The 22,199-nt window shown below is 57.2% G+C and carries 21 protein-coding genes and 1 pseudogene; 13 read left to right on the top strand and 9 right to left on the bottom strand.

The annotated features are described in order from the left end of the window. Window positions 1–123: 123 nt before the first annotated feature. On the top strand, window positions 124–2,769 hold the full coding sequence (locus GO988_RS02615; protein WP_157561969.1) for a M14 family zinc carboxypeptidase: 2,646 nt from the start codon (window positions 124–126) through the stop codon (window positions 2,767–2,769). 147 nt (window positions 2,770–2,916) lie between these two features. Here GO988_RS02615 and GO988_RS02610 read toward each other — a convergent pair whose 3' ends face one another. Next, window positions 2,917–3,585 (bottom strand): LuxR C-terminal-related transcriptional regulator, encoded by a 669-nt coding sequence (locus tag GO988_RS02610; protein WP_157561968.1) that lies wholly within the window; start codon window positions 3,583–3,585, stop codon window positions 2,917–2,919. An 822-nt stretch (window positions 3,586–4,407) separates the two neighbouring features. On the opposite strand from GO988_RS02610, the gene GO988_RS02605 reads away from it, so the two are divergent. Then, entirely contained in the window at window positions 4,408–4,737 is a 330-nt protein-coding gene (locus GO988_RS02605) for a Dabb family protein (RefSeq protein ID WP_157561967.1), read from the top strand. Window positions 4,738–4,893: 156 nt separating this feature from the next. After that, window positions 4,894–7,356 carry a PAS domain-containing sensor histidine kinase gene (locus GO988_RS02600; protein WP_157561966.1) on the top strand — a complete coding sequence of 821 codons (2,463 nt, stop codon included), beginning with the start codon at window positions 4,894–4,896 and terminating at the stop codon, window positions 7,354–7,356. Between the two features lie 178 nt (window positions 7,357–7,534). Here the strand turns inward: GO988_RS02600 and GO988_RS02595 are convergent, their stop codons facing one another. Then, window positions 7,535–8,203 carry a hypothetical protein gene (locus GO988_RS02595; RefSeq protein ID WP_157561965.1) on the bottom strand — a complete coding sequence of 223 codons (669 nt, stop codon included), beginning with the start codon at window positions 8,201–8,203 and terminating at the stop codon, window positions 7,535–7,537. A gap of 372 nt (window positions 8,204–8,575) precedes the next feature. Next, complete coding sequence (locus tag GO988_RS23705) at window positions 8,576–8,779, bottom strand: hypothetical protein (protein ID WP_198172532.1); 204 nt, start codon at window positions 8,777–8,779, stop codon at window positions 8,576–8,578. Between the two features lie 31 nt (window positions 8,780–8,810). Here GO988_RS23705 and GO988_RS02590 point away from each other — a divergent pair, with 31 nt between their 5' ends. The 3 genes from GO988_RS02590 to GO988_RS02580 all read left to right on the top strand — a co-directional run bounded on the left by GO988_RS02590 (window position 8,811) and on the right by GO988_RS02580 (window position 11,837). Beyond that, window positions 8,811–9,989, top strand: coding sequence for a S41 family peptidase (locus tag GO988_RS02590; protein WP_232341342.1), 1,179 nt, complete (start codon window positions 8,811–8,813; stop codon window positions 9,987–9,989). Window positions 9,990–10,230: 241 nt separating this feature from the next. After that, window positions 10,231–10,683, top strand: coding sequence for a cupin domain-containing protein (locus tag GO988_RS02585; RefSeq protein WP_157561963.1), 453 nt, complete (start codon window positions 10,231–10,233; stop codon window positions 10,681–10,683). Between the two features lie 266 nt (window positions 10,684–10,949). Further along, window positions 10,950–11,837: an alpha/beta fold hydrolase gene (locus GO988_RS02580; protein ID WP_232341341.1), complete on the top strand. Its 888-nt coding sequence runs from the start codon at window positions 10,950–10,952 to the stop codon at window positions 11,835–11,837. A gap of 313 nt (window positions 11,838–12,150) precedes the next feature. Here the strand turns inward: GO988_RS02580 and GO988_RS02575 are convergent, their stop codons facing one another. The 4 genes from GO988_RS02575 to GO988_RS02560 form a co-directional block, all read right to left on the bottom strand. Next, window positions 12,151–12,633, bottom strand: a complete 483-nt coding sequence (locus GO988_RS02575) for a GNAT family N-acetyltransferase (protein WP_157561962.1) — start codon at window positions 12,631–12,633, stop codon at window positions 12,151–12,153. Window positions 12,634–12,857: 224 nt separating this feature from the next. Next, window positions 12,858–14,018, bottom strand: coding sequence for an FAD-dependent monooxygenase (locus GO988_RS02570; RefSeq protein ID WP_198172477.1), 1,161 nt, complete (start codon window positions 14,016–14,018; stop codon window positions 12,858–12,860). 41 nt (window positions 14,019–14,059) lie between these two features. Beyond that, complete coding sequence (locus GO988_RS02565; RefSeq protein WP_157561961.1) at window positions 14,060–14,878, bottom strand: helix-turn-helix domain-containing protein; 819 nt, start codon at window positions 14,876–14,878, stop codon at window positions 14,060–14,062. Between the two features lie 277 nt (window positions 14,879–15,155). Beyond that, the gene (locus GO988_RS02560; RefSeq protein ID WP_157561960.1) at window positions 15,156–15,533 is read right to left on the bottom strand and encodes a VOC family protein; all 378 of its coding nucleotides are present in this window, start codon (window positions 15,531–15,533) and stop codon (window positions 15,156–15,158) included. Between the two features lie 525 nt (window positions 15,534–16,058). Between GO988_RS02560 and GO988_RS02555 the strand changes: the two genes are divergently transcribed. From GO988_RS02555 to GO988_RS02545, 3 genes are all read left to right on the top strand, one after another. Further along, window positions 16,059–17,033 carry an NADP-dependent oxidoreductase gene (locus tag GO988_RS02555; protein WP_157561959.1) on the top strand — a complete coding sequence of 325 codons (975 nt, stop codon included), beginning with the start codon at window positions 16,059–16,061 and terminating at the stop codon, window positions 17,031–17,033. Further along, a complete protein-coding gene (locus tag GO988_RS02550) occupies window positions 17,030–17,938 on the top strand; it encodes a helix-turn-helix domain-containing protein (protein WP_157561958.1) in 909 nt (302 codons plus the stop codon). Before GO988_RS02555 ends, GO988_RS02550 begins: the two co-directional genes overlap by 4 nt. A gap of 277 nt (window positions 17,939–18,215) precedes the next feature. After that, window positions 18,216–18,914, top strand: coding sequence for a hypothetical protein (locus tag GO988_RS02545; protein WP_157561957.1), 699 nt, complete (start codon window positions 18,216–18,218; stop codon window positions 18,912–18,914). On the opposite strand, the gene GO988_RS02540 is transcribed toward GO988_RS02545, so the two are convergent. Then, window positions 18,871–19,905 carry an AraC family transcriptional regulator gene (locus tag GO988_RS02540; protein WP_157561956.1) on the bottom strand — a complete coding sequence of 345 codons (1,035 nt, stop codon included), beginning with the start codon at window positions 19,903–19,905 and terminating at the stop codon, window positions 18,871–18,873. The two genes, GO988_RS02545 and GO988_RS02540, sit on opposite strands and share 44 nt — an antisense overlap. Before the next feature lie 473 nt (window positions 19,906–20,378). Between GO988_RS02540 and GO988_RS02535 the strand changes: the two genes are divergently transcribed. From GO988_RS02535 to GO988_RS02520, 4 genes and pseudogenes are all read left to right on the top strand, one after another. Next, window positions 20,379–20,714, top strand: a complete 336-nt coding sequence (locus tag GO988_RS02535; protein ID WP_157561955.1) for an Arm DNA-binding domain-containing protein — start codon at window positions 20,379–20,381, stop codon at window positions 20,712–20,714. A gap of 15 nt (window positions 20,715–20,729) precedes the next feature. Beyond that, window positions 20,730–21,347, top strand: a pseudogene (locus GO988_RS02530) (tyrosine-type recombinase/integrase); the annotation flags it as partial. Further along, window positions 21,331–21,615 (top strand): site-specific integrase, encoded by a 285-nt coding sequence (locus GO988_RS02525; protein WP_232341340.1) that lies wholly within the window; start codon window positions 21,331–21,333, stop codon window positions 21,613–21,615. The pseudogene GO988_RS02530 and the gene GO988_RS02525, both read left to right, overlap by 17 nt. Window positions 21,616–21,667: 52 nt before the next feature. Next, window positions 21,668–21,835, top strand: coding sequence for a hypothetical protein (locus GO988_RS02520; protein WP_157561952.1), 168 nt, complete (start codon window positions 21,668–21,670; stop codon window positions 21,833–21,835). A gap of 23 nt (window positions 21,836–21,858) precedes the next feature. On the opposite strand, the gene GO988_RS02515 is transcribed toward GO988_RS02520, so the two are convergent. Beyond that, window positions 21,859–22,101 (bottom strand): hypothetical protein, encoded by a 243-nt coding sequence (locus GO988_RS02515; protein ID WP_157561951.1) that lies wholly within the window; start codon window positions 22,099–22,101, stop codon window positions 21,859–21,861. Window positions 22,102–22,199: the final 98 nt, after the last annotated feature.

Genomic DNA, 22,199 nt, shown 5'->3' with positions numbered 1-22,199 from the left:
GCTAGGGCCGTTTTTTCCTATTCTGGGTGGAACTTGAGGGGAATGAATCACGGTAGCTGAGCGCGGCATAACGGACTTTTTGGGGGTAGGCAGCGCTTCTTTTTCTTAAAAAAACAAACGCACATGTTTAAGCACTACCTAACTGCTGGGCTGCTAGCCGTGGGGCTGGCGGCCGGCGCACCCGTAGCGGCCCAAAGCCGCTACTTTTTCCCAGCTGCCAAGGCCGAAGATTTTGACCCGGCCATCCCAACGCCTGAGCAATTTTTGGGCTACCCGATTGGCTCGCATTATACCCGCTCTGACCAAATTGTGGCCTACCTGCGCGAGCTGGACCGCGTGAGCGATAAGGTGAGTACCCGTGTCATTGGCACTACCTATGAGGAGCGCCCGCAACTCGTGGCGACTATCACCTCGACTGAGAACCAGCAGAATTTGCCCCAGATTCATGCGCAGCGGCGGGGGCTTACCGACCCTACCCTACCCGCGCCCGCCTACGCCAAGCTGCCCGTGGTGGTGAGCCTCAACTTTGGGGTGCACGGCAACGAGAGCAGCAGCAGCGAGGCGGCCCTGCTGCTGGCCTACTACCTCACGGCCTCGCGCAGCCCCGAAACACAGCGCTGGCTGCGCGAATCGGTAGTGACCATCGACCCGCTCGAAAACCCCGACGGCCGCGACCGCGCTACCCACTGGTTTGACCAAAATAAGTCGTGGCCGGCCGTGACCGACCCGCTCGACCGGGAGCACACCGAGGCCTGGCCCGGCGGCCGCACCAACCACTTCTACACCGACCTCAACCGCGACTGGCTGGCCCTAGTGCACCCCGAAAGCCGCGCCCGCATGGCTTTTTACCACGAGTGGTACCCCAACGTGCTCATCGATTTTCACGAGATGGGCACCAACGGCACGTACTATTTCGAGCCCTCCAAGCCCCACAGTACCGAAAACGACCTGGTGCCGCGCTCGACGTATGAAGTACTCAACGTGCACCTGGCCAAGTACTTTGCCAGCGCCCTCGACCAGCTCGGCTCGCTCTACTGGACCAAGGAGCAGTTTGATAACCTCTCGCCCATCTACGGCTCTACCTACCCCGATTTTGAAGGGGGGGTAGGCATTACGTTTGAGGTGGGCAGCTCGCGCGGGCTAGCCCAAGAGGGAAGCAACGGCGTGGTGAAGTTTCCTTTTACCATCCGCAACCACGTGGCCACTGGGCTGGCCACCGTGCGCGGCGCGGTGGAGGAAAAAGAGTTATTCCTGAAAGCCCAGCGCGATTTCTTTACTTCGGCCCTCACGGAAGCCCGTAAGTTTCCGACCAAAGCCTACGTGTTTGGCAGCGCCCAAGACCCTACCCTCACCAACAAGTTGCTCGAAACGTTGCTCTTGCACCACGTGCAAGTGCACGAGTTGGGCCAGAACGTGACGCTGGATAAGCAGACTTTTACCAAAGGGGCGGCCTATGTAGTGCCCACCGTGCAGCCGCAGTACCGCATTGTCAACTCCATTTTTGAGGAGCTGACGGCCTTTCACGACAGCGTATTTTACGACGTGACGGGCTGGGCCCTCGCCCACGCCTACGGCCTGCCGGTAGCCAAGCAGAAAGCGGCGACGCTGGTGCAAGGCGCACCCATTTCGGCTACTAAAGCCTTGGCTGGCAACGTTGTGGGCGGCCAGTCGAGCTACGCCTATCTGCTGCCGTGGTCTGATTATAATGCACCAAAGGCACTGGTGGCTTTGCAGCAAGCGGGGGTGCTGGCTAAGGTAGCCTTCAAGCCTTTCGCCGCCGGCACCAAGGAGGGCGGCAAAACCGATTTTGGCTACGGCACGCTGGTAGTGCCGGTAGCGGCGCAAGCGCTGCCCGCCGATTCGGTATTTCGGGTGGTGAGCCGGGTGGCGCAACGCGCACAGGTCACGTTTACGAGTGTAAGCACGGGTTTTAGCGTGGGCGGTATTGACCTGGGTAGCAACAACGTGCGCACCGTGCCCGAGGCCAAGGCGGCCCTGCTAGTGGGTACTGGCACCAACGCCTCGGAAGTGGGCGAGGTCTGGTTTCACGCCAGCCAGCAGCTGGGCTTGCCGCTGAGTAAGATTGAACTAAGCAACTTTGGCCGGGCCCCATTGGGTCGCTACTCGGCGCTGGTGCTGGTGGGCGGCGTGTACACCGCCCTCGACCGCCCTACCGTGGAGCGCTTGCGCCGCTGGGTGCAGGAGGGCGGCACGCTCATTACCATTAAAAATGCTTCAGAATGGGCCCTTAAGCAAGGCTTGGTAACTGAAAAGCTGCTCATCCCGGCTGGCACGAGCTGGGCCGATACGGCGGCTACCAAAGGCTCCGTTGCCACGCGCCGCGCCGACTTCGTAACCCAGGAGCAGGAAGGCACCCGCGCCATTGCGGGCTCCATCTACCGCGCCGACGTGGACCTGACCAACCCCATTGCGTTTGGCCTGACCAGCCGCAACTTATACGTATTCCGCAACGGCACTACGTTTTTGAAGCCTAGCCGCAACCCGTACACCACGGTAGTACGCTACACCGCCCAGCCGCTGGTGAGCGGCTACGTTTCGAAGGGCAACGTGCAGAAAATCAGCAATTCGGCTGCTGTGGTAGTCAGCAAGTTAGGCGCGGGGCGCGTGGTGCTGTTTGCCGACGACCCGGTTTTTCGTTCCTACTGGCACGGCACTGCGCGCCTGCTCAGTAATGCCTTGCTGCTAGGCACGCTGCTGAATGTGCCCGAAGGTGCGGCTGCGCCTACCACCGCCGAAGAAGCAAATTAATAGGTGCTGTCAGCACCGGCTCTTGCCCGGTAAATCAGGCTTCGGGCAAAAATTAAACTGCATTTGCCACGCGACTTTTGAGGGGGTAGGCCAACGCGTGGCCTACCCCCTCATTCCGTATTTAGGCAGTAGCCAACCCACTGCTACCTAAATCAGGTCGAACGCTCGGGCATACTGGCCCAGTTCGAAGGCGGTGGTGGCCCCCAGTTTCTGGCGCAGATTGCGGCGATGCGTATTCACGGTTTGGTCCGAGATAAACAGGGCTTCGGCGATTTCGGACGAGCTTTGGCTAAGGCTAAGGCGCGCTAATATTTCGCGCTCGCGCGCCGTGAGGCGCGAGAAAGTAGCGGAGTGCTGGCGCAGGAAATCGTTTTCATCAATCAGACGCTGCACTTTGGCCGCGAAATGGTTGTCGGGATGCAACGGAACAGCCATCCCCATCACAAGCAGCGGATTGCCCTCCGCGTTGGTGAGCAGCCGGCGCATGGCAGTCAGGTACCAGCTCCAGCCGGGCCGTTCGGTGGTGCGCACTTGCTGGTAAAACGTGTGTACATCAGGGACTTCGTTTTCGTACATCAACTGAAATACGCGGGCCATGTACTCATCCGACTCCACCGCATTGAAATACGTGGGGGAGAAATCAGGCCCCAGTGCTCGCAGTTTCTCCAGCGTGGCACCAAGCAGGCGCAGGCCCCATTCGGAGAGGTAGCGCACAGTGCGCGTAGGCACATGGTGGATAATAACGACGGCGGGATACTGGTCGGCGGTAGCAGCGATTTCGGCAATCTTTTGGTCGATAAGCTGTTCGTCCGTCATGTGAAGCAGTGAGGATAGAAGGGCAAAAAGAATCCTACGACCAGTTGCCGTAGGAGCTGCTACGTCGGGGCCGGGCCAGATGCTACCTGAAAAATTTAGCTCAAGTATACTTATTTATTAATCAAAAACTCACGCATTAAACTACCTTCCAGGCCACCGCACTTCGCTAGTAACCAGCTAGGTGGGCACTACCAGCTGCGGATATAGGTGTTCAAATCTACAGTGCTAGGTATTAGATGCGATTAAAGTATAAAATCCTCGTATCCTCTGACTAGCTATTAGTTAGCTTATTTATTTAAACTCACACGCTAGTTTAAGGCCGATACGTGGTCGCTCACGCAGCTCAAGCAGGAGCAAGTAGTTCACAACGAGCTACCCGCGCCAATTCGGCACAGTGCTAATACAGAGGCGGGAAATGCTTGACCGCGAACGGGCTAAAGTCTTCGTTACTCTAGCTGGCTGCCGCTAGCAGCGTGCCCGCCTTGCTAATTGCTAATAGCAGCACCGCCGTTTTGGCTACCTGCGCTAGCATGCTAGGGGTAGTACCGGACTGGGTAGTCAGGCTAGTCGCGAGGTTTAGCGTACTGTGCTAGGCACTGCCTACCACCAAGCGGCGCACGGGCGACTAGATGGCTGCGGCCTCCGGGTAGACTTGTCGCTGGCAGTACTAGACCGGCAGTACTAGAACAAAGTAGCGCCGACTGGCGGCATAGGCTTGAACTTAGCACTTGCGAGCGGCCGATTAGGGGTGTAGCTTGCCGCTGAGTTGCCCGCAGTGTATTGCTACTGCCCTACCTTACTTTTCCCGCCCCTACTCGCCCTATGCCCCCCTCCGCTCCTGACGTTTTCGTGCACCACGTCTTGTTTTACACCCCCGCCACGGCCAGCGACGCCGACCGCGCCCAGCTACTGGAGGGCCTGCAACTACTACGCGGCATTCCTTCCATCAAGCTGGCGCACATTGGCACCCCCGCCGCGACCGACCGCTCCGTCATCGACCGCACGTATACCTACTCGTGGCTGTGCTTTTTTGAAAGCGCCGCCGCGGAGCTCAACTATCAGCAGCACCCGCTGCACGACGAGTTTCGACGCCAATATGCAAGCTACTGGGAAAAAGTAGTGATTTATGACGCGGTAGGCCCGATGTCCTGAGGCATTCGGCCGCGGGGGCGCCGGCGCTCGGCACCCCAGTTTCTTCGTGCCGTTTGCTGAAGGCCTGTTTGATAGCTACTAGACGTGCCCTACCAGCAGGGGCTGCCGCTGGCAAAAAAGCCAGGATGCGCTGGTTTTTTGCTCACCCTCCTTTTTATGGATGCTCCTGCTGCTCCTATCTCTTCCTCCTCGTTGTTCACTGGGCTACCGGCTGACCTCGTCCTGTCAGCATTGCTGCAGCAGTTGCCCAATGGGGTTGTGTACTACCTGCCCGTTTACGCAGCAGATGGCACCACCGTAACAGATTTTCACTTCAGCTACCTCAACCCCGCTGCGCAGCGCATGCTGGGCCTGCCCGAGCAGCCCGCTACCACTTACCTCGCGCAATTTCCGGGCAGCGTGGCCAGTGGCGCCTTTGCCTTCCACCGCGACGCCTTCGAGGCCAACGGCGCGCTGGCTATACTCGAGCAATTTTACCAGGCCGACGGGTACGACAAGTACATTCGCGCGCAGGCGCGCCGCTTGGACGCGGGTTTGCTCGTCAGCTTTACCGATGCCGAAGACCAGCCGCGTACCCTCGTGGAAATAGCCCTGCGCGAGGCTCAAGCTGCTGAGCAAGCGGCCCGCGCCGAAGCCCAGGCCCAGCGCCAGCGCTTTTACGAAGTACTGATGGCGCTACCTGCCCAGGTAGCCACCTACTACGGCCCCAACCACGTCTATCAGTTCGTTAATCCCGCTTACCAGCGCTACTTTCCGACCCAATCTTTGCCTGGCCGCTCGCTGCGCGAGGTGCTGCCCGAAACGGAGCGGCAAGGCGTGCTGGCCGTGATGGACCAGGTGTACCAAACCGGTGAGCCCAGCTACCAGCAGGAGCTGGAAGTGTGGCTCGATTTGGCGGGTACCGGCCAGCCTCGGCAGCTGTTTCTCAATTTGTTTTTTCACCCCTTGCGCAATGCACAGGGCCAGATTGAGGGCCTGCTGGACTTTTCCTACGACATGACGGAGCAGGTGCAGGCTCGGCGGCAAGTCGAGCAACTTAACCACGAGTTGGAAACTCGCGTGCGCACCCGCACGCAAGAAGCCGATGCTGCTCACATGGAGGCTGAGCGCCAGCGCGCGCGCCTGGCCCGACTGTTTGAAGAAGCGCCCGCCGGTATTTGTATGCTGGATGGGCCGGAGCTAGTTTTTAAGTTCGTGAACGCCGGGTTCCAGGCGCTATTTCCCGGCCGGGAGTTGATTGGCAAGCCCGTGCTCGGAGCCATGCCCGAGCTAGTGGGCCAGCCCGTGCCGGCCATGCTACGCGGGGTATACGAAACGGGGATAACCTTCGAAGGGCGCGAGGTGCTCATACAGTTTGTGCGCCCTACCGATGGCGTGCTGGAAGACCGGTACTTCAACTTTGTCTACCAGGCCCGCTACGATGCGGCCAATTGCATCGATGGGCTCATCGTTTTTGCGTTTGAAATCACGGAGCAAGTGCGGGCCCGCCAGGCGGTCGAAGCCAGCGCCCACCGGTTGCGGCTGCTGACCGATGCGCTGCCCGTGCTCATTGCCTACCTCGACCGCACCTTAACCTACCGGTTTGCCAACCAGGCTTATGAATCTTGGTTTCAGCGTTCTCCCGCCGACATAGTTGGCCTTACCCCACCCGAATTGGTGTCGCCGGCCGCCTATGCGCAGGTGCACCCGTATCTGCGGCAGGCGCTGGCGGGCGAGCGTGTCGAGTTTGAGCTGACTATGCCCTACCGGCCCGACTTTATCAAGCATATCCACGGCAGCTTTATTCCCGACATCCAGCACGGCGTTGTGGTGGGTTTTTACAGCCTATTGTCCGACGTGACGGAGCTGGTGAACGCGAGGCAGGCGGCTGAAGCCAATACCCGGCAGGCGCAGACCATGGCGGCCGAGCTGGCCAGCACGAACCAGCAACTCACGCACACCAATGTGGACTTAGATAACTTCATCTACACGGCCTCGCACGACCTCAAAGCGCCCATTGCTAACATCGAAGGCCTGCTGCTGCTCTTGCGCAAGCAGCTACCGACCGCCGCCCAGCAGACGGGCCTGGTGCCGCGGGTGCTAGGCATGATGCAGGAATCAATCGAGCGCTTTCGCCTCACCATCGCTCAGCTCACCGACCTCACCCGCCTGCAACAGGTGCGCACCGAGCCCAACCAGGCCGTGGATTTGGCCACCATTGTTGAGGCCGTGCGCCTAGACTTAGCCCCGCTGCTCGAAGCCACGAGCGCGCAGCTGACGGTGGCTATCGACGCGGGGGCGACCGTGCAGTTTGCGCCGCAACATCTACGCTCTATTCTCTACAACCTACTTAGTAACGCCGTCAAGTACCGGCACCCCGCCCGCGTGCCCCAGGTGCAACTGCGCTGCCACCACGAGGAAAACAAAGTCGTCCTGGAAATTCAAGACAATGGGCTGGGGCTGAGCGTGCCGCAGCAGGATAAGCTGTTCACACTATTTCAGCGCCTGCATGCGCACGTGGAGGGCTCGGGCGTGGGCCTGTACATGGTCAAGCGCATCGTGGAGAATGCGGGTGGCACCATCGCCGTGCACAGTGAGCTGGGGAAGGGCTCCACCTTCACAGTTTCGTTTCCTGCCTAAACTCCTAGTAGAGGCATCTCGCGTAAAACGCCAGCAGGCGCACTTCGCTAGTGCCTAGTAGTGCGTTTTCCTGTTTACTTACCCAGGCCCATCCGCGTAGGTAGGGCTCAGCCTAGCTGCGTCAGGCAGCCACTCGGCCCTGCCTACTACCGCCTTGTTTCTTGATTTGCCAAGGGCGCTAATTGAGGTTTAAGCCAAACAGGAGCCCAAACCAAGCCTTGCGTTGGTAGAGCCAATAGGCCGCGTCCGGCCCCAGCAGTTGGTCTACGCCGACGGCCACGCCCAGATTAAACACGTGGGCATCATAAATGGCGGCGGCCCCGCCATGCACCACAAAGCCTTCGTACTCTACTGTGGCATGCTGCCGCGTCAGGTCGGCCGTAATAAAGGAGGAGCCCACGCCCGTAAACAGCCCGTAGCCCAGGCCCACGGTGCGAATCAGGGGCGTCGTGCGCCCGGTGGGTAGGCGGTGCCGGATGAGGTGATAGCCATCGAGCCGGCGGCCGACGTAGAGGGCCGCATTGAAAGTCGTGTTGAGCTGCACCGGCACCCCTTCCCGGCCGGGGCGCACTTTGAAGGGTAGGGTAAAAATATCAAAGTCAAATTCGCGGTGCAGCAGCAGTACGTGGTGCTGGGGGCGCAGGCCGTAGCGGACAGGGGGCGCTAAGGGGGTAGCGGGTGAGTAGAGCAGCAGGGTATCGGGGGTAGGCTGCTCGATGTAGAAGCGGCGCCCTGGGCCAGTTGCCACGGCCCGCGTTAGCAACGAGTCGCTGGTGCGCCCGAGTTGGTAGTAGCCGGCGTCGAGTTGCGGAATACGCCCCACCGAGCAGCTACTTAGGCCAGCCAAGGTTAGTGCGCCGGCCAGTAGGGGGTAGCAGCGCCTAGACCAGGAAATAAGGGGAGCCCACGCCATGGTGCAAAAGACGGCTATACGCTCCGACTGCACAACGGGTGAGGCGGGGAGCTAATAATCTCTTCCGAAAGGCTGCGCCGCCCCCCGCACCTCGGCGCACATTAGAGGAAGCTCTAAGGCATATTCTTCTAGGTTCTTATCATAACGGCAGCGGCTTCTCCCCTACCCCCGCGTCCGCCCCGAGCAACAACTCGTTGCCAAAACTTGGGTATTGGCTGGCGCAACAGCATCAGCCCACGCTACCTCATCAACACTGTTTTGGGCGGGCACTCCTACGCTGCCATGCAGCCTGACAACGCCTAGCATTTAATCCACATCCAGCAAATAGCTAGCAGGCAAGGCATTGGGTTCATTGAACAGTTTTTGTATTTTTGATAAACAGCCGATTATCATGTACGCATTCGCTTCAATCACCTGGTTGCTGAGTCTGTTATTCTTGGCATACCAACCGGCCACCGCGCAAGATTTAGCGCCCGCCGAGCGCCGGCAAATGCTGGAAACGGCGAGCAAACTTCTCCGGGAACGGTACGTTTTTCCCGATATGGCCCAGCGCCTAGCGCAGCAGGTACGCAAAAAACAGCGTACCTACGAAGCCATCGCCGATGGCCAGGCCCTGGCCCAGCGCCTGACTGCGGACCTCTACGCCTTGGCCCACGACAAGCACCTCAACATTGGCTACCACCCCGAGGGCGTGCCCACCGACCAAGTCTGGAATGCTAAGCCCACCGCCGAGCAGGAAGCCCAGCAGCTGGCCGCCATGCGCGAAGGCATGCGCCGCGAAAATTTTGGCATTCTCGACCTGTCAGTGCTGCGCTACAATATTGGGTATCTGAACCTGAAGTATCTGGCCAGCCCGGCCGTAGCCGGCGACTCCTACGTGGCGGCCCTAAACTACCTAGCCCATACCGATGCCCTGATTCTGGATTTGCGCCAGTGCGGCGGGGCTACGTCAGAATTTGCTATTCCGCTGCTGTGCAGCTACTTCTTTACCGCGCCTACCCACCTCAACGACTTATACTGGCGCGAGGGCAACCGCACGCAGCAGGCGTGGACCTACACCCAGGTGCCAGGCCCGCGCTACCTTACCCAGCCCCTTTATGTGCTCATTGGACCTAATACGTTCTCTGGGGCTGAAGAATTGGCCTACGACCTACAAACACAAAAGCGCGCCACGCTAATCGGCCAGGCCAGCGGCGGCGGGGCCAATCCGGGCGGTACGTTCCGCCTCAGCGAGCATTTCGACATTTTCCTGCCTGTGGGCCGGGCCATCAACCCCATCACCCACACCAACTGGGAAGGCGTGGGCGTGCGGCCTGATACGACGGTCATCCTGCCGCTGGCCCTGCCCGCAGCACAGGCGCTGGCGCTGCGCGCTATCGCTACCTCCCCTGGCACGCCGCCCGATTGGCGCGGCGTGCTCCAGGGCCAACTGCAAGAATGGGCCCTGCACCCGCCGAAGCTGGCTAAGCAACGGTTTATGCTACAAGGCGAGCCCCAGGCCAAGCAAGTTTCGGTAGCTGGTTCGTTCAACAGCTGGTCGGCCACGGCCACCCTGCTTACGCGCCAGGGCAATGCCTGGGTAGCCGAGGTAGAAGTTGAGCCCGGCCCGCTGCAATACAAGTTTGTGGTAGATGGCCGCTGGTTCACCGACCCGGCCAACCCGCGCACCGAGGGCGTAGGCGACCGCGCTAACTCTGTGCTGAACGCAGGAAGCAATTGACAAGCCATTTCTATACATCAGTTTTGCTCAGCCTTAAGACGTAGCATTAGGCAGCGGGCCTGTGCACTTTCCCACCAGAAGCCACCCTCTGCCACACCTGCTATTTCGGTGTCTCTTGCTCCTTGTCAACTTCAACACACCACGGCCGCTAAGCCAGCAGTGTCTACTAGAAGTAGCTGGCTATCAAGGTTACTCTCAATTCTTCCATCGGTTGCACACCGTCCTACCCCCTCTCCTTTTTATGACCTCTTTACCCTTCACTCCCACAGCCATTGTGCCGGCCGGCACGGGCCGCCGGCTCAACGTGCTAGGCGACCAGCAATGTATCAAACTAACCGGCCAGGATACCAACCAGCAGTTTACCCTCATCGAGCAGCTCAACGTGCCCGGCACGGGTATTCCCCGCCACGTGCATGCCCTCGACGATGAGCTATTTCAGGTGTTGGCGGGCGAAGTGGAGTACGAAACTGCCGACATGGTGAAAACCCTGAGGGCCGGCGACGTGCTCTTTGCGCCCCGGGGCATTGCCCACAGTTGGCGCGTGGTGGGCACCGAAAAAGCGCACGTTATGCTGTCGGTATTTCCGGCGGGGGCCGAGCACATGTTTGAGGAATTGGCCGCGCTACCAGCTGGCCCGCTCGACTTCGCCATCGTAGCCGAAATCTGTGGGCGCTACGGCATCACGTTTGGGTAAGCACTGCGTTCACCTCAGGCAGGGCAATATAGCCGCGCCGATTGCTTTGCCTAAAGCAAGCACCAGGCTAGATAACCTCTACTTGGTTCTGCTTGGTGAAGCTCGTGGATGTGTATCAATGTTCATGAGGGATAAGCAATAAGTAAAGCAGTTTTTATCTTTTGCGAAATACCTCGCAATTGCTCAATATCCGCTGTCCTTTTCACCGCCCCCCAATGCAACTGTCTCATCGCCGCACCGCTTGCTTGCCTTACCAGCACTTGCTTTTGGCTTTTGTAATCTGGGTGGGAGCGTTGCTGAGCACGCTGACCTGCTTGGGGCAAGCCACCCCGGCGCAACTTCAAACCGCGTATGACCAGTTGCAAAAAACCACCCTTTACGGGCGCAACCCTAAGGCCGGGAAGTTTTATGCCCTTCGAGGCTTTAAAATGTATTGTGAGGTATATGGCACGGGCAAGCCTCTGTTGCTAATCCACGGGAATGGCAGTAGCATTAAGGCCTTTGCCAAGCAAATTCCCTATTTCGCCCAAACCTATAAAGTTATTGTGGCCGATAGCCGAGCACATGGGCAGTCCATCAACAAAATTGATTCGCTCTCTTACGAAATGATGGCCGACGACTACGCGGCCCTGCTCACGGCTATGCATATCGACTCTGCCAATGTCATCGGCTGGAGCGACGGCGGTATCAATGGCTTGCTATTAGCCATTAGACATCCGGCGAAAGTCAAAAAACTAGTTGTAACGGGGGCAAACCTGCAACCAGATTCTACCGCTGTAGACCCGGCAGTCCTCCAACGGGTCACGAAGACCTATAATATGCTGGGTGGGTGGTTTAAGGAAACACGGCCCAAGACGCCCCTTGACTCGATGGTGTATAAGTACTTCAAATTACTCAAAGAACAACCACATATTTCCCTGGCTGACTTGCACAAAATTATGGCCCCTACCCTCGTAATTGGGGGAGACCACGATGTGGTACGCCCGCAGCATACACTCCTAATTGCGGAAAACATTAAGCGGTCGTACTTATGGATACTCCCCAATTCGGGGCATAGCACACTCATCGCTTACACCACCGAGTTCAATCAAAAGGTGACGCAATTTCTGCAAACGCCCTACCGGCTTATAACAGATAGAGCCCGCGAGTTTTAAATTATTCATTCGTGCGCCTATAGTAGTACTGCTCAGGTAGGTTAGTCGTAGAGCAAGTAAGCATAGTGAAAAGCACTTCTCCAATAAAGCAATGGTACACTACTGGTTTTCGAGCGCCTATCACCGCATAATTTCTACGGGCAATTAGGCAAGATGTGGGTTTTTAACACCAGTAAAAACAGCACTTAGGTGACTAATTGTACTGCCTTAAAATTCGGGATTTCGGAGGTAATAGTAGGCAGCTTTTTCCCTATTGTCCCTTGCAGTATCATCCTGACCGATGAAACAGTAGCTGCTTTTTACTACCCCTATTTTAATTCGTAAGCTGATAAATAAATTCTTCAATCTCAGCTTGTCGAGCATTTGCAAACCCTGTATCTTTTCCGATTTTTACGAAGCCACCTTTCTCTAATACCTTTTGTGAGCCAAAGTTGTCAAAGGCAACACGCCCAAATAATGGCCTGGTTTGTTCGATTTTTAAAAACATTTTAAGGGCATTCGTGGCAATACCCTGCCCCCAATATTTTCTGTTAATCCAGTAAGTAAGCTCAGCGTTATTTTCCAGGACAAATTTTGCTATACTGCCTACAATTTCATTGTCAGCTTTTATGGTCCGCATAGTTATTGTTGGGTCAGCTAATAGCTTTGAATACTTAGCCATGTAAGCAAGTTTATCAGTCGGGTCTTTAGGAGTAAACGCGGCTAAATAAATTGCTTTTTTATCAAGCTGAAATTGAAATAAGTCATGCAAATCTTCAGCTGTTGTTTCCGACAAGGTTATCTTGCTGTTTGTCATGTTGAAATCTTATAACGTGTTAGCTTAAGGATATTTTTATTTGACCAAGCTCAGCTCACTGGCTATGTAATGGTCGCTATACTGCAACGCGCCGGGCGGTTTGGTCGGGCCAGGACCTAACGCCTACAGAGATTTTCAAAGGCAACAAAAATAGAGCGGCCTACCCCCTAGGCGCGTGCCCACGCTAGCACTTTCAGCGCGCCACTGGCCCCGGCGCCGCGCTACTAAAACGGGCTTTCCTGGCTGTTTCTGATACGAATAGCTTCTTCGGTGCTGGGAATAAGAAAGTCGTGTAACATGGTTAGGGCGGTGGCTTGCGTTTCCTCTATAAATGGCCGCAAATTTTGGTTGTACGCTTGAAAGGCCGAGTCAAAATGGCCATCGTATTTTTCCAACGCCTCCGCAACGGCGGCCGCGCCACTCATGGCTAACGAGGCACCTATTCCTGCGGCGGGCGAGGCGCAGTAGGCGGCGTCACCCACCAAGGCCACGCGGCCTTTGGTCCACGACGGCATTTTGATTTGACAGAACTTATCGAAATACGAAATATTGGCCTGTTTTACTTCGTCTAATAATTCGGCCGTTCGCCAGCCTTGGCCAGTAAATTGTTTCGCAATAATGCTTCGTTGCTGGTCGGTATCTCGGTAATCATACGAAATTTCTTGTTCGGAAAAGAACCAGAAAATGATGTCGGTTTTTCCGTTGTACGCATTCAACATTACACCCTTGCCCGGCGTGCTGTACAGCTGGGCAGTATTTTCTTTTATCAACAAGTGGTTGACGATGGTGAGCGAAGAATAATGCTCCAAAGAATGGGCGTATTCGGCTTCGTGGCCAAACCATAATTGTCGAATCCCCGAGTGTAACCCATCGCACCCGAATACGAGGTCAAACGCACGGGTCGAACCATTTTTAAACGTGACGTGGATAGCGTCCGCTGTTTCGTGCAAAGCGATGACGCGGCTGTTGAACAAGAAATCAACTTTATCCTCTACAGCCTCTACTAAGATGGTTATTAGTTCAGCGCGCTCAATTTCGATTTCGGCAATATCCTCGTCCGCCAGAGGTATTTCCTCGTTTTGCAGCATCGTCGAGCCGACCGTCACATCGTCGGCGGTTTTGAATTCCAACCGTTCCAGCTGCAAGCGGTGGGCTTTTAAGCGCTCAAAAATGCCCATCCGCTTCGCGCTGGCTAGCGCATCCCCTTGCACATTAATAGCCGCCCCGCCCTTGCGCGGTTCGCTTGCCAGCTCCACTACCGTAACGTGGTAGCCTAGTTTACTCAGCCAATAAGCGGTGGAAAGGCCGGCGATGCTGGCGCCCGAAACAAGTACTTCTTTTCTGTTTACCGATTCCATTTTTAGTAGATTTTGTGAGGCAATCATGCGCGCATGATTGCCTCACAAAATTCTGGAACGCACCGGCCTTAGGCTAGAATAAACGCGACAAAATCAGTGCTGACCGCCTGTTGCCAGTGCTTGGCTTTGCGCGCAAAGGCCGCGGGCGTAGTGCCGCTGTAACGCTTAAATTCTCGGCCAAGGTGCGCCTGGTCTGCATAGCCCAGGTCCTGCGCCAGGCTGGCCAAGCTAGCTGCCGGCTGCAGCCAGATGCGGAAGCGGACCTGCTCAAAGCGCATCAGCGAGGACACGTCTTTCACTGTATAGCCCGCTGCCTGTTTGAACTTTCGCTCTAGGGTGCGCACTGTGGCATGAGCCGCTGCCGCTACCTGGCTGACTGGCAAGGTGCCACCGGCGGCCCGCATCGCATCGCCCGCTTGGCTGAGTAACCGGTCACGCGCCACGCCCACCTGGGCAGTCAAGAAAGCCTGGGTCACCTCAGCCAGTGCTTCGGCTACCTGGCCCGCTCGCATCCACTCCGCTAAAGCCGCCTGAAGTTGCGCAAGGGGATGTGCCAGGGCACGCACGCCATCTTGCCCGGCCGGCAGGCCGAGCAAGTCGAACACAGCCCAAGGAAAGCATCGAATGCCAATAAGTTCTAACCGATTTTGCGCAATAAAAAGCGCCGGCTGGTTGAGCAGCCCCACTAGAAACGGGGAGGGTAAGGGCTGCACACCGCCCGCAGTGGAGATGCTACAACCACTGCCGAAATGAAAAATGATTTCCGCGTAGCCATCTGGCACGACCTCAAAACGCGCGGGCAGCTCCCCTAAATCCATTCCCGTGTACCAAAAACTCTGGATGGTATCGCGTAGCGCTTGAGGAGGTTCAACTTCTTGGTGCTGCATGGAGAAAGATAACTTATAGAGCCGGGCGGTTACCCTGGACAGGTCAGCTTCCTACGCAACGTTCGGTCAAGAAGGCAGGTAGCAACATGACTAGCAAGGACTTCGCATAACTTTTCGCCCCACGTAAGCGCGATTAGTACTTAGCGGTAGTCGTAGAGCTGAATTAAGCTTTAGCGAGGCTGCTCGATAGGTTATCGGCGCTCGCGTTGCGCTTGCTCGTAGCGAGCACGTTTACAGTTAAGAGAGAAGCGCGACCGATAGGGCGATTGAACCGTGCTCAAACCGTCAGCTCCAGTAGGTTGCCGTCGGGGTCTGCCACCACGCTCTCGTAGTAGCCATCGCCCGTCGTGCGGGGCTCGCTGACTACGAGGTAGCCCGCCGCGCGCAAGCGCTCGGTCAGTTGGTTTACCTGCGTGAGGCTGCCAGTAGCAATCGCCAGATGGGCGTAGCCCAGCCGAGGAGCACCCGCCGCTAGCAGACCCGGCTGCTGCATCAATTCGAGCCGCGCCCCGGAGGCAAAAGAGAGAAAGTAAGAAGTAAACTCTCGCGTGGGATTGTGGTAGCGCGGGCCGGCAACAGCCCCGAAGAAAGTAGTATAAAAGGTGCGGGACCGCTCCAAATCGGGCGTCCACAACGCAATGTGGGCTACGTACATAGAAACTTGACGAAGGAAATAAACGGATTACGAACGGCACGGGGTAGCAGTGAAGCCACGGGCAGCGCAGAGGTCCGGTTGCTACCGGGGCCCGGCTAGGCCGCCGCTGGCGTATTTGCGTCCCCGATTGCTTACTATGCTTGTCGGTGGCCATTAGCCACCTACGCGCGACTCTACCCTAAAATTAGAGCAGGAATAGCTCCTTATGTTGAATGAAAATTTTATCCGGGCTTTTCGCCACGCTGCTACCATCTACTGCTTAAGCAGCGCAGCAGAGACCTGGAGCGGGCTTTTGCGCTGGTGTGGGGGTAGGCCAGCGGCTTATCAAACAACGAAGGGAGCTATTAATATCTACCAGCAATTACAGTGAAAACCGCAGGTGGTGCCCCCTACCCACCGGGTTTGCGGTTAGGCATCAAATAGTTTGCCGCGCCCTTTTGACTAAAGCAAAGGGCGTTTTGGTTAAACCTGCCGGGCAGGCAAAGACGACCTTTGTAGCGTCAATTAACCAATACTAGTTTCCTTATGAAAGCGGTCAGAATTCATGCCTTTGGCGGACCCGAGGTTCTGCAACTAGAAGACGTAGCACGCCCGGTGCCGGCGGCCGACGAAATTCTCATCAAGCTGTATGCCAGCGGAGTGAACCCAGTAGATTGGGTAGTTCGGGAAGGCGGCAATGATGCGCTGCGGGCGTATCTGACTTTGCCGATGACCCTAGGCTGGGATGCCGCCGGTGTGGTGGAGGAGCTAGGCAGCGCCGTAACCGGGTTTCAGAAAGGCGATGCCGTGTATGGCGAGCCGAACTTTCCCGGCAATGGCAGCTACGCCGAATATTGCGCAGCCAAAGCCAGTCAATTTGCCCTGAAGCCCAAAAGCCTCAGCTTTACCGAGGCGGCCGGGGTGCCGCTGGCCGGCCTCACGGCCTGGACGGCCCTCTTTGAGCATGGCAAACTGCAAGCTGGCCAACGCATTCTCATTCAGGGGGCTTCGGGCGGCGTGGGAAGCTTCGCCGTGCAGTTTGCCAAGGCCAAAGGGGCGTACGTTATCGGTACTGCGTCGGCGGGCAACCTAGACCACCTCCGGCAGCTGGGGGCTGACGAGGCCATCGACTACCGTAGCCAGAACGTGGAAGAGCTGGTGCGCGATGTGGACGTAGTGTTAGAAGCCTCGCCGGTGCGCGATAACGCGGCGCGGGTGAAAGCTATAACCGTTCTGAAGGAAGGCGGCACATTCGTCAGCGTCAATGTCGATTTCCCCTTCGATGAGGCCGTGCAGGCGGCCCTGGCCCAAAAGAAGGCCACGGGCGAGTTGTCGAACAATCAGCCCCGGCAGGAATGGTTGCAGGAAATTGCCCAGCTGATTGATGCTGGTAAGGTGCGGGTATTCATCAGCAAAGTATTTCCGCTGGCGGAGGTGGCCGAAGCCCACCGCGAAAGCCAAACTTGGCACGTGCAAGGTAAGTTGGTGCTGAAAATACGCCCCGACGGCGAGCCGGCATGAGACGCTTTACCACGATAAGCGAGTTTCACGAGTTTGTGCAGCTGCCCAAGCCTCAGCATCCGCTGCTCAGCGTAATAGATGTGGGCACCGTGCCGCACCGCTATGGCCAGGAGCCGACGAGCATGGTGTTTGATTTTTACACCATTTCTGTCAAGCGCATGCGCAATGTCCACATGAAATACGGGCAGCATTCGTTTGACTTTAAGGAAGGCATTATGTCCTTCATGGCTCCCAACCAGGTGTTTAGCATGGCAACTGCCGACCCCGACGAGGAGATTGAGAAATCAGGGTGGGTAATCTACATTCATCCTGATTTTCTGTGGAATACGCCGCTGGCCAAAACCATCCAGCAGTACGATTTTTGGGATTACTCGCTCAAAGAAGGCCTGTTTCTTTCCGCCAAAGAGGAGGCGACCATCCTGGCTATTATCCGCACTATTGAGCAAGAATATTGTTCGACCATCGACCGGTTCAGCAAGCAGATTATCGTCTCGCACGTGGAAAGCTTGCTGCACTATGCCGACCGGTTTTATCATCGCCAGTTCCTCACCCGCGAAAAGGCTAACCACGAGGCGCTCGAACGCTTGGAAACCCTTCTGCAGGATTACTTCAACAGCGATAACCTAGTAGAACGAGGCTTGCCGACCGTTCATTACGTAGCCGAGTGCCTGCATCTGTCGCCCAAGTATTTAAGCAGTTTGCTACGCGTCGTAACTGGGCAAAACACGCAGCAGCACATTCATGCTCGGCTGATAGCCAAAGCCAAGGAAAAGTTGTCCACGACTAACCTGACCGTCAGCGAAATTGCCTACGAGCTAGGGTTCGAGCATCTACCCTCGTTCAGCAAGCTATTCAAGGCCAAGACGAACTTGTCGCCGCTGGAGTTTAGGGCCTCTTTTAACTGACAAAGAAGTGGCCGACTAATTCGCGCTGCTTCTGCTCCTCTGGCGTCCGCTTGCCGAAGCATCTTAGCTGTTTCATCCAAGCCGTCCAACGGGGCGGTAGAGCTGCTTCGACAAGCGGACGCCAGAGGAGCAAGACAATTCTAAATACGCTCTAAGCAGGAAGGCAACTCCTAGCCTTTCGTTTTTGGTCAATTCGATTTGCGGAAATGGTCAGCAGCGCCGCTCGGAGGGGGTAGGAACTTTGTGCGGTATTCCAACCACATTTCCCTCAAAGCTTATGTTCCTCGGACATTTCGGCGTCGGCTTCGGCGCCAAGACACTGCAACCTCGGGTGTCGCTAGGCACCCTTTTCCTGGCCGCCCAACTAGCTGATTTGGTGTGGCCCACGCTACTGCTGCTGGGCATTGAGCGGGTCCGCATCGTGCCGCATGCCACGGCGACCAACGCGTTCGATTTCGTCTATTACCCCTTCACGCACAGCCTGGTGGGCGAAGTGGTGGCAGGCCTGCTACTGGGGCTGGCCTACTGGCTGCTGCGCCGCAATGTGCGGGGCGCGGTAGTGGTGGGCCTGCTAGTACCCAGCCACTGGCTGCTCGATGTGGTCGTGCATATCCCCGATTTGCCGCTTTATCCTGGTCCCTCGCCGCTGCTCGGCTTTGGGCTGTGGAACCACCTAGGGCTAACGCAGGTGGCCGAATTTGTGCTGTTGGGCGCTGGCCTATGGCTTTATACGCGGCGTACCCAAGCCCGCAACGGCGTGGGGCGCTATGGTTTGGTGGGGCTGGTGGCTTTCTTAATTCTAGTACACCTAGGCAGCCTGTTCAGTCCGCCACCGGCTTCGATTACGGCGCTGGGGTGGTCGGGCCAGTTGTTTTGGTTGACTGTGCTCCTGGCCTATTGGGTCGACCGCAATCGGGCGGTTAGCGACCACCCTAGCGGCGAAATGCCCCGGGCGTCTGCCCCGTCCATTTCTTAAAGGAGCGCACAAATACGCTCGGCTCGGAGTACCCGAGCAAAAAGGCGATGTCGGTGGTGCTGAGGTGGGGCTCGCGCAAATGGCGCTCCGCTAGGTCGCACCGCACCTCATCTAGCAGCTGCTGATAGGTGTGCTTGGCCGCTTTGAGTTTGAGCTGCAAGGTTCGCACGCCCAGATGTAGGCGGTCGGCCACGGTCGCCAGCGTGGGCACTTCCCCGTTCAGTTGGTGCACTATTTCGCGGCGCACCTGCTCGACTAAGGTGGGCTGCTGGCTGGTAGGCAGTTGGGCGAGCAGAGCGGCCGCGTGCTGCTCAAATAAGGGGAATAGTCCAGGGTTGGCGTGGAGCACGGGTAGGGCCAGCGTCGCGGCATCGAACGCCACTTGGGTTACTGGCGCATCAAACGCCAACGCCGTTGTGCCGAATGCCTGCTCGTGGGCCCGTGTATCGGCTGGGCGGGGGTAGGCTAGGTGCACAGCCAGTGGGGTTACGGGGCGGCCAGTGAGCGCAGCAAAGAATGCGCAGTAAATCGACAGCTCCGAGTTGAGCACGTAGCGCGGGTAGACGATGGCCGGGCTGGTCAACTCCACCCGCAGCCAGATACCCCCAGGCCACTCGGGAGCGGGGGTTTGAGTAGTTCGCACGCCCTGGCACGCCAAATCTTGGTAGCGGCACAGCTGGGTGATGGCCGCCCCGAGCGTAGGCGTGTGCAGCAACACATACGCTAGCGTGCCCGCCGTGGTAAAATTGAGCATGCGCCCGAGGTGCACGTCAAAATAGGGGTCTTGGGTGGCCTCCATCACCAGCGGCCACAAGCGCTGAATGGTAGCGAGTGGCACGCGGGCATCGGGGTTATCAGTAAGAGCCGCGTCGTAATCGATGGCTCGACAAAGCGCCGGCACATCAGCGCCGTGCTGGCCAGCAGCCCACAGCAACAGGTTGAGCGAGGAGGCAGCTAGGGTGTCAGCAGGTGGCGTAAGGGAGACTGGCATCAAGTGCGCAAAATAAGGCGGCGCGCTGTACTACGCCAGCCAATAATGGGTTGCTGGTCAATGAACCTTCAGGAAATCTATATTTCTCCTTATTGCTCCAGCATACCGTTGTGAAGTAATCCAGCTAAGGCGCACCGGATTAAAACGTCAGAAGGGTAGCCTTGTGTCGCTTTCTTCGCTTCTCAATTTCCGTTAATGAACTAAACTTCACCTGGGTGCATAAACGAAAAAAGCCCCTTAACGGGGCTTTTATTGGGGTTTTAGTGGCCTCAATTGGGCCCGCACCTATCTACTCAGCTAGATTCGAACTACTACTAAAAGTGCCTTCTAAATGATGTAAAGGCAGTTTCATGAAAGCGAACGTCTAGATAAGTCTGGTTAGTATCAGGATTAATCGGGTAGTTTGTCCCCTATTCGTCCCCCAGGCGGGGGACAGACCGTAGTTTTAGGGCAGCTTCACTCCTACCCTCTTTATGGCCTCCGTCTCGTTCCTGCTCAAGGAGCCCAGTGCTACTAAACTTACGCCCATCTTCGCCTTTATCAGCTTCGACGGGCAGCGCGTCAAAGTGTACACCGGCCTGAGCATCCTACCTAAGCAGTGGCTAAAGGGAGAGCAGCGCGCTCAGGTACGTGGGCTGCCCGACAACGGCACGCTCAACGACGCACTGGAGTTGGCCGAGCAGCAGTTGCTTGACTGCTACCGCACGCACCGCGCCCAGGGTCAGCTACCCAGCACGGAGGAATTACGCGCGGCTGTGGTGCCGGTGCCCGCTGAGCAGGTAGCGGCGGTGGCTACGGCTGGCTTTTGACAATACGTAGAAGAATGGGTAGGCCATAAACATGCTGCTGGCCTAGCTGGAACAGCGCGCACCTATGCAACGGCAATGCGCCACCTGCGTGAGTTCTCGCAAACGCAACGCTACGCGGTGGATTTCGATACCATCACTCCTGCTTTTGGTGACAGGTTTGGCGCCTACCTCATCGGGCCGGCAAAACTTACCGACAATACGGTGGCCAAGGTGCTGGCCCGCGTCAAAGTATTCATGAAGTGGGCGGCAGCGCGCGACCTCCACACCAATACTTATTACCCACGTTTGACCTGGACCAAACGTGAGCCAGATATCATGACGCTCACAGCAGAAGAAATTGCCCAGTTGGCTACGCTGGCCCTCCCGGCTGACGGCTATCTCGACAACGCCCGCTCCTTGTTCTTGCTGAGTTGCTACACGGGCCTACGCTACTCGGACTTGATGAGCATTCGGGCTGAGCACGTGCGTGGCAATTCGTTGCGGCTGGTGATGCACAAAACTAAGGATGTGGTGACAGTGCCTTTGCGCCCCGAAGCCGCAGGCCCTGCTCGAGCGCGTGCTATCGGGCGAATTGCGACCGCTGACCAACCAAGTACTCAACCGCTTTCTAAAAGAGTTGGGCCAGCGTGCTGAACTGACAACGCCAGTGGAGATGGTACGCTACCGCGGCGGCCGGCGCGAGAGCGAGACATTGGCCAAGTGGCAGCGGCTCACGTGCCACACAGGCCGGCGCACCTTTGCTACGCTAGGGCTCGAGCAGGGCCTGCGGCCCGAGTTGGTAATGAAGATAACCGGGCACAAGAGCTGGGCCAGCTTTAAGCGCTATATCAACATTACGGCCGACGTGGTAAGCAAGGAGTTTCACCGGGTGTATGGTGGCGGTGGGATGCCGAGTTTGTAATGGAGTAGACCTCGCTATCATCCAGCCCTGGCCCAGTGAGCTCGCCCAGCAGATGCAGGCCGTGCGCGCTGTGGTGACGCAGGCAGCCGCGCCGGTCACGGTAGATAAGGTAGCTGCCTGCTTCCGCCGCACGCGGCCCGAGCGCGTGCGGCCGCTGCTCGACACGCTTACCGCTTTGGCCTTGGTACGGCCGACACCCGAGGGAGCTTATGCGGGGTAGCCAGAGAACGTTACGCAGCAGCTTTATGAGCCCAGCAGCTCTGTTAAGCCGTATGCCTCCATAATGCGCGCCCTAGCGGCCACATAATCTTGCCTCAACTTCATATGTATCTCCTTGCGCTGGTCTGTCGTGCTAGCTTCATCAAGCTGACGCTTCGTATCGCGGTCTGTCCACATTTGAATGACTGAGTGAAAGTCAACTAGCATTCTAATAATAAGCTCCTGCTTATCCGCCTCATTAAGGGCGCTCAAGTCAAACTTTGTCATCGTTCAAGTGAGTAAGTACCTAGCAAACATACAACTACGCAAACTTTTGCCAAAATTAACTAGCTTAATACTGGTGCATATCGGTTATGCTTATAAGC

Source organism: Hymenobacter ginkgonis (genome assembly GCF_009755225.1).
Taxonomy (GTDB): domain Bacteria; phylum Bacteroidota; class Bacteroidia; order Cytophagales; family Hymenobacteraceae; genus Hymenobacter; species Hymenobacter ginkgonis.
This window is presented reverse-complemented; position numbering and strand designations above follow the sequence as displayed.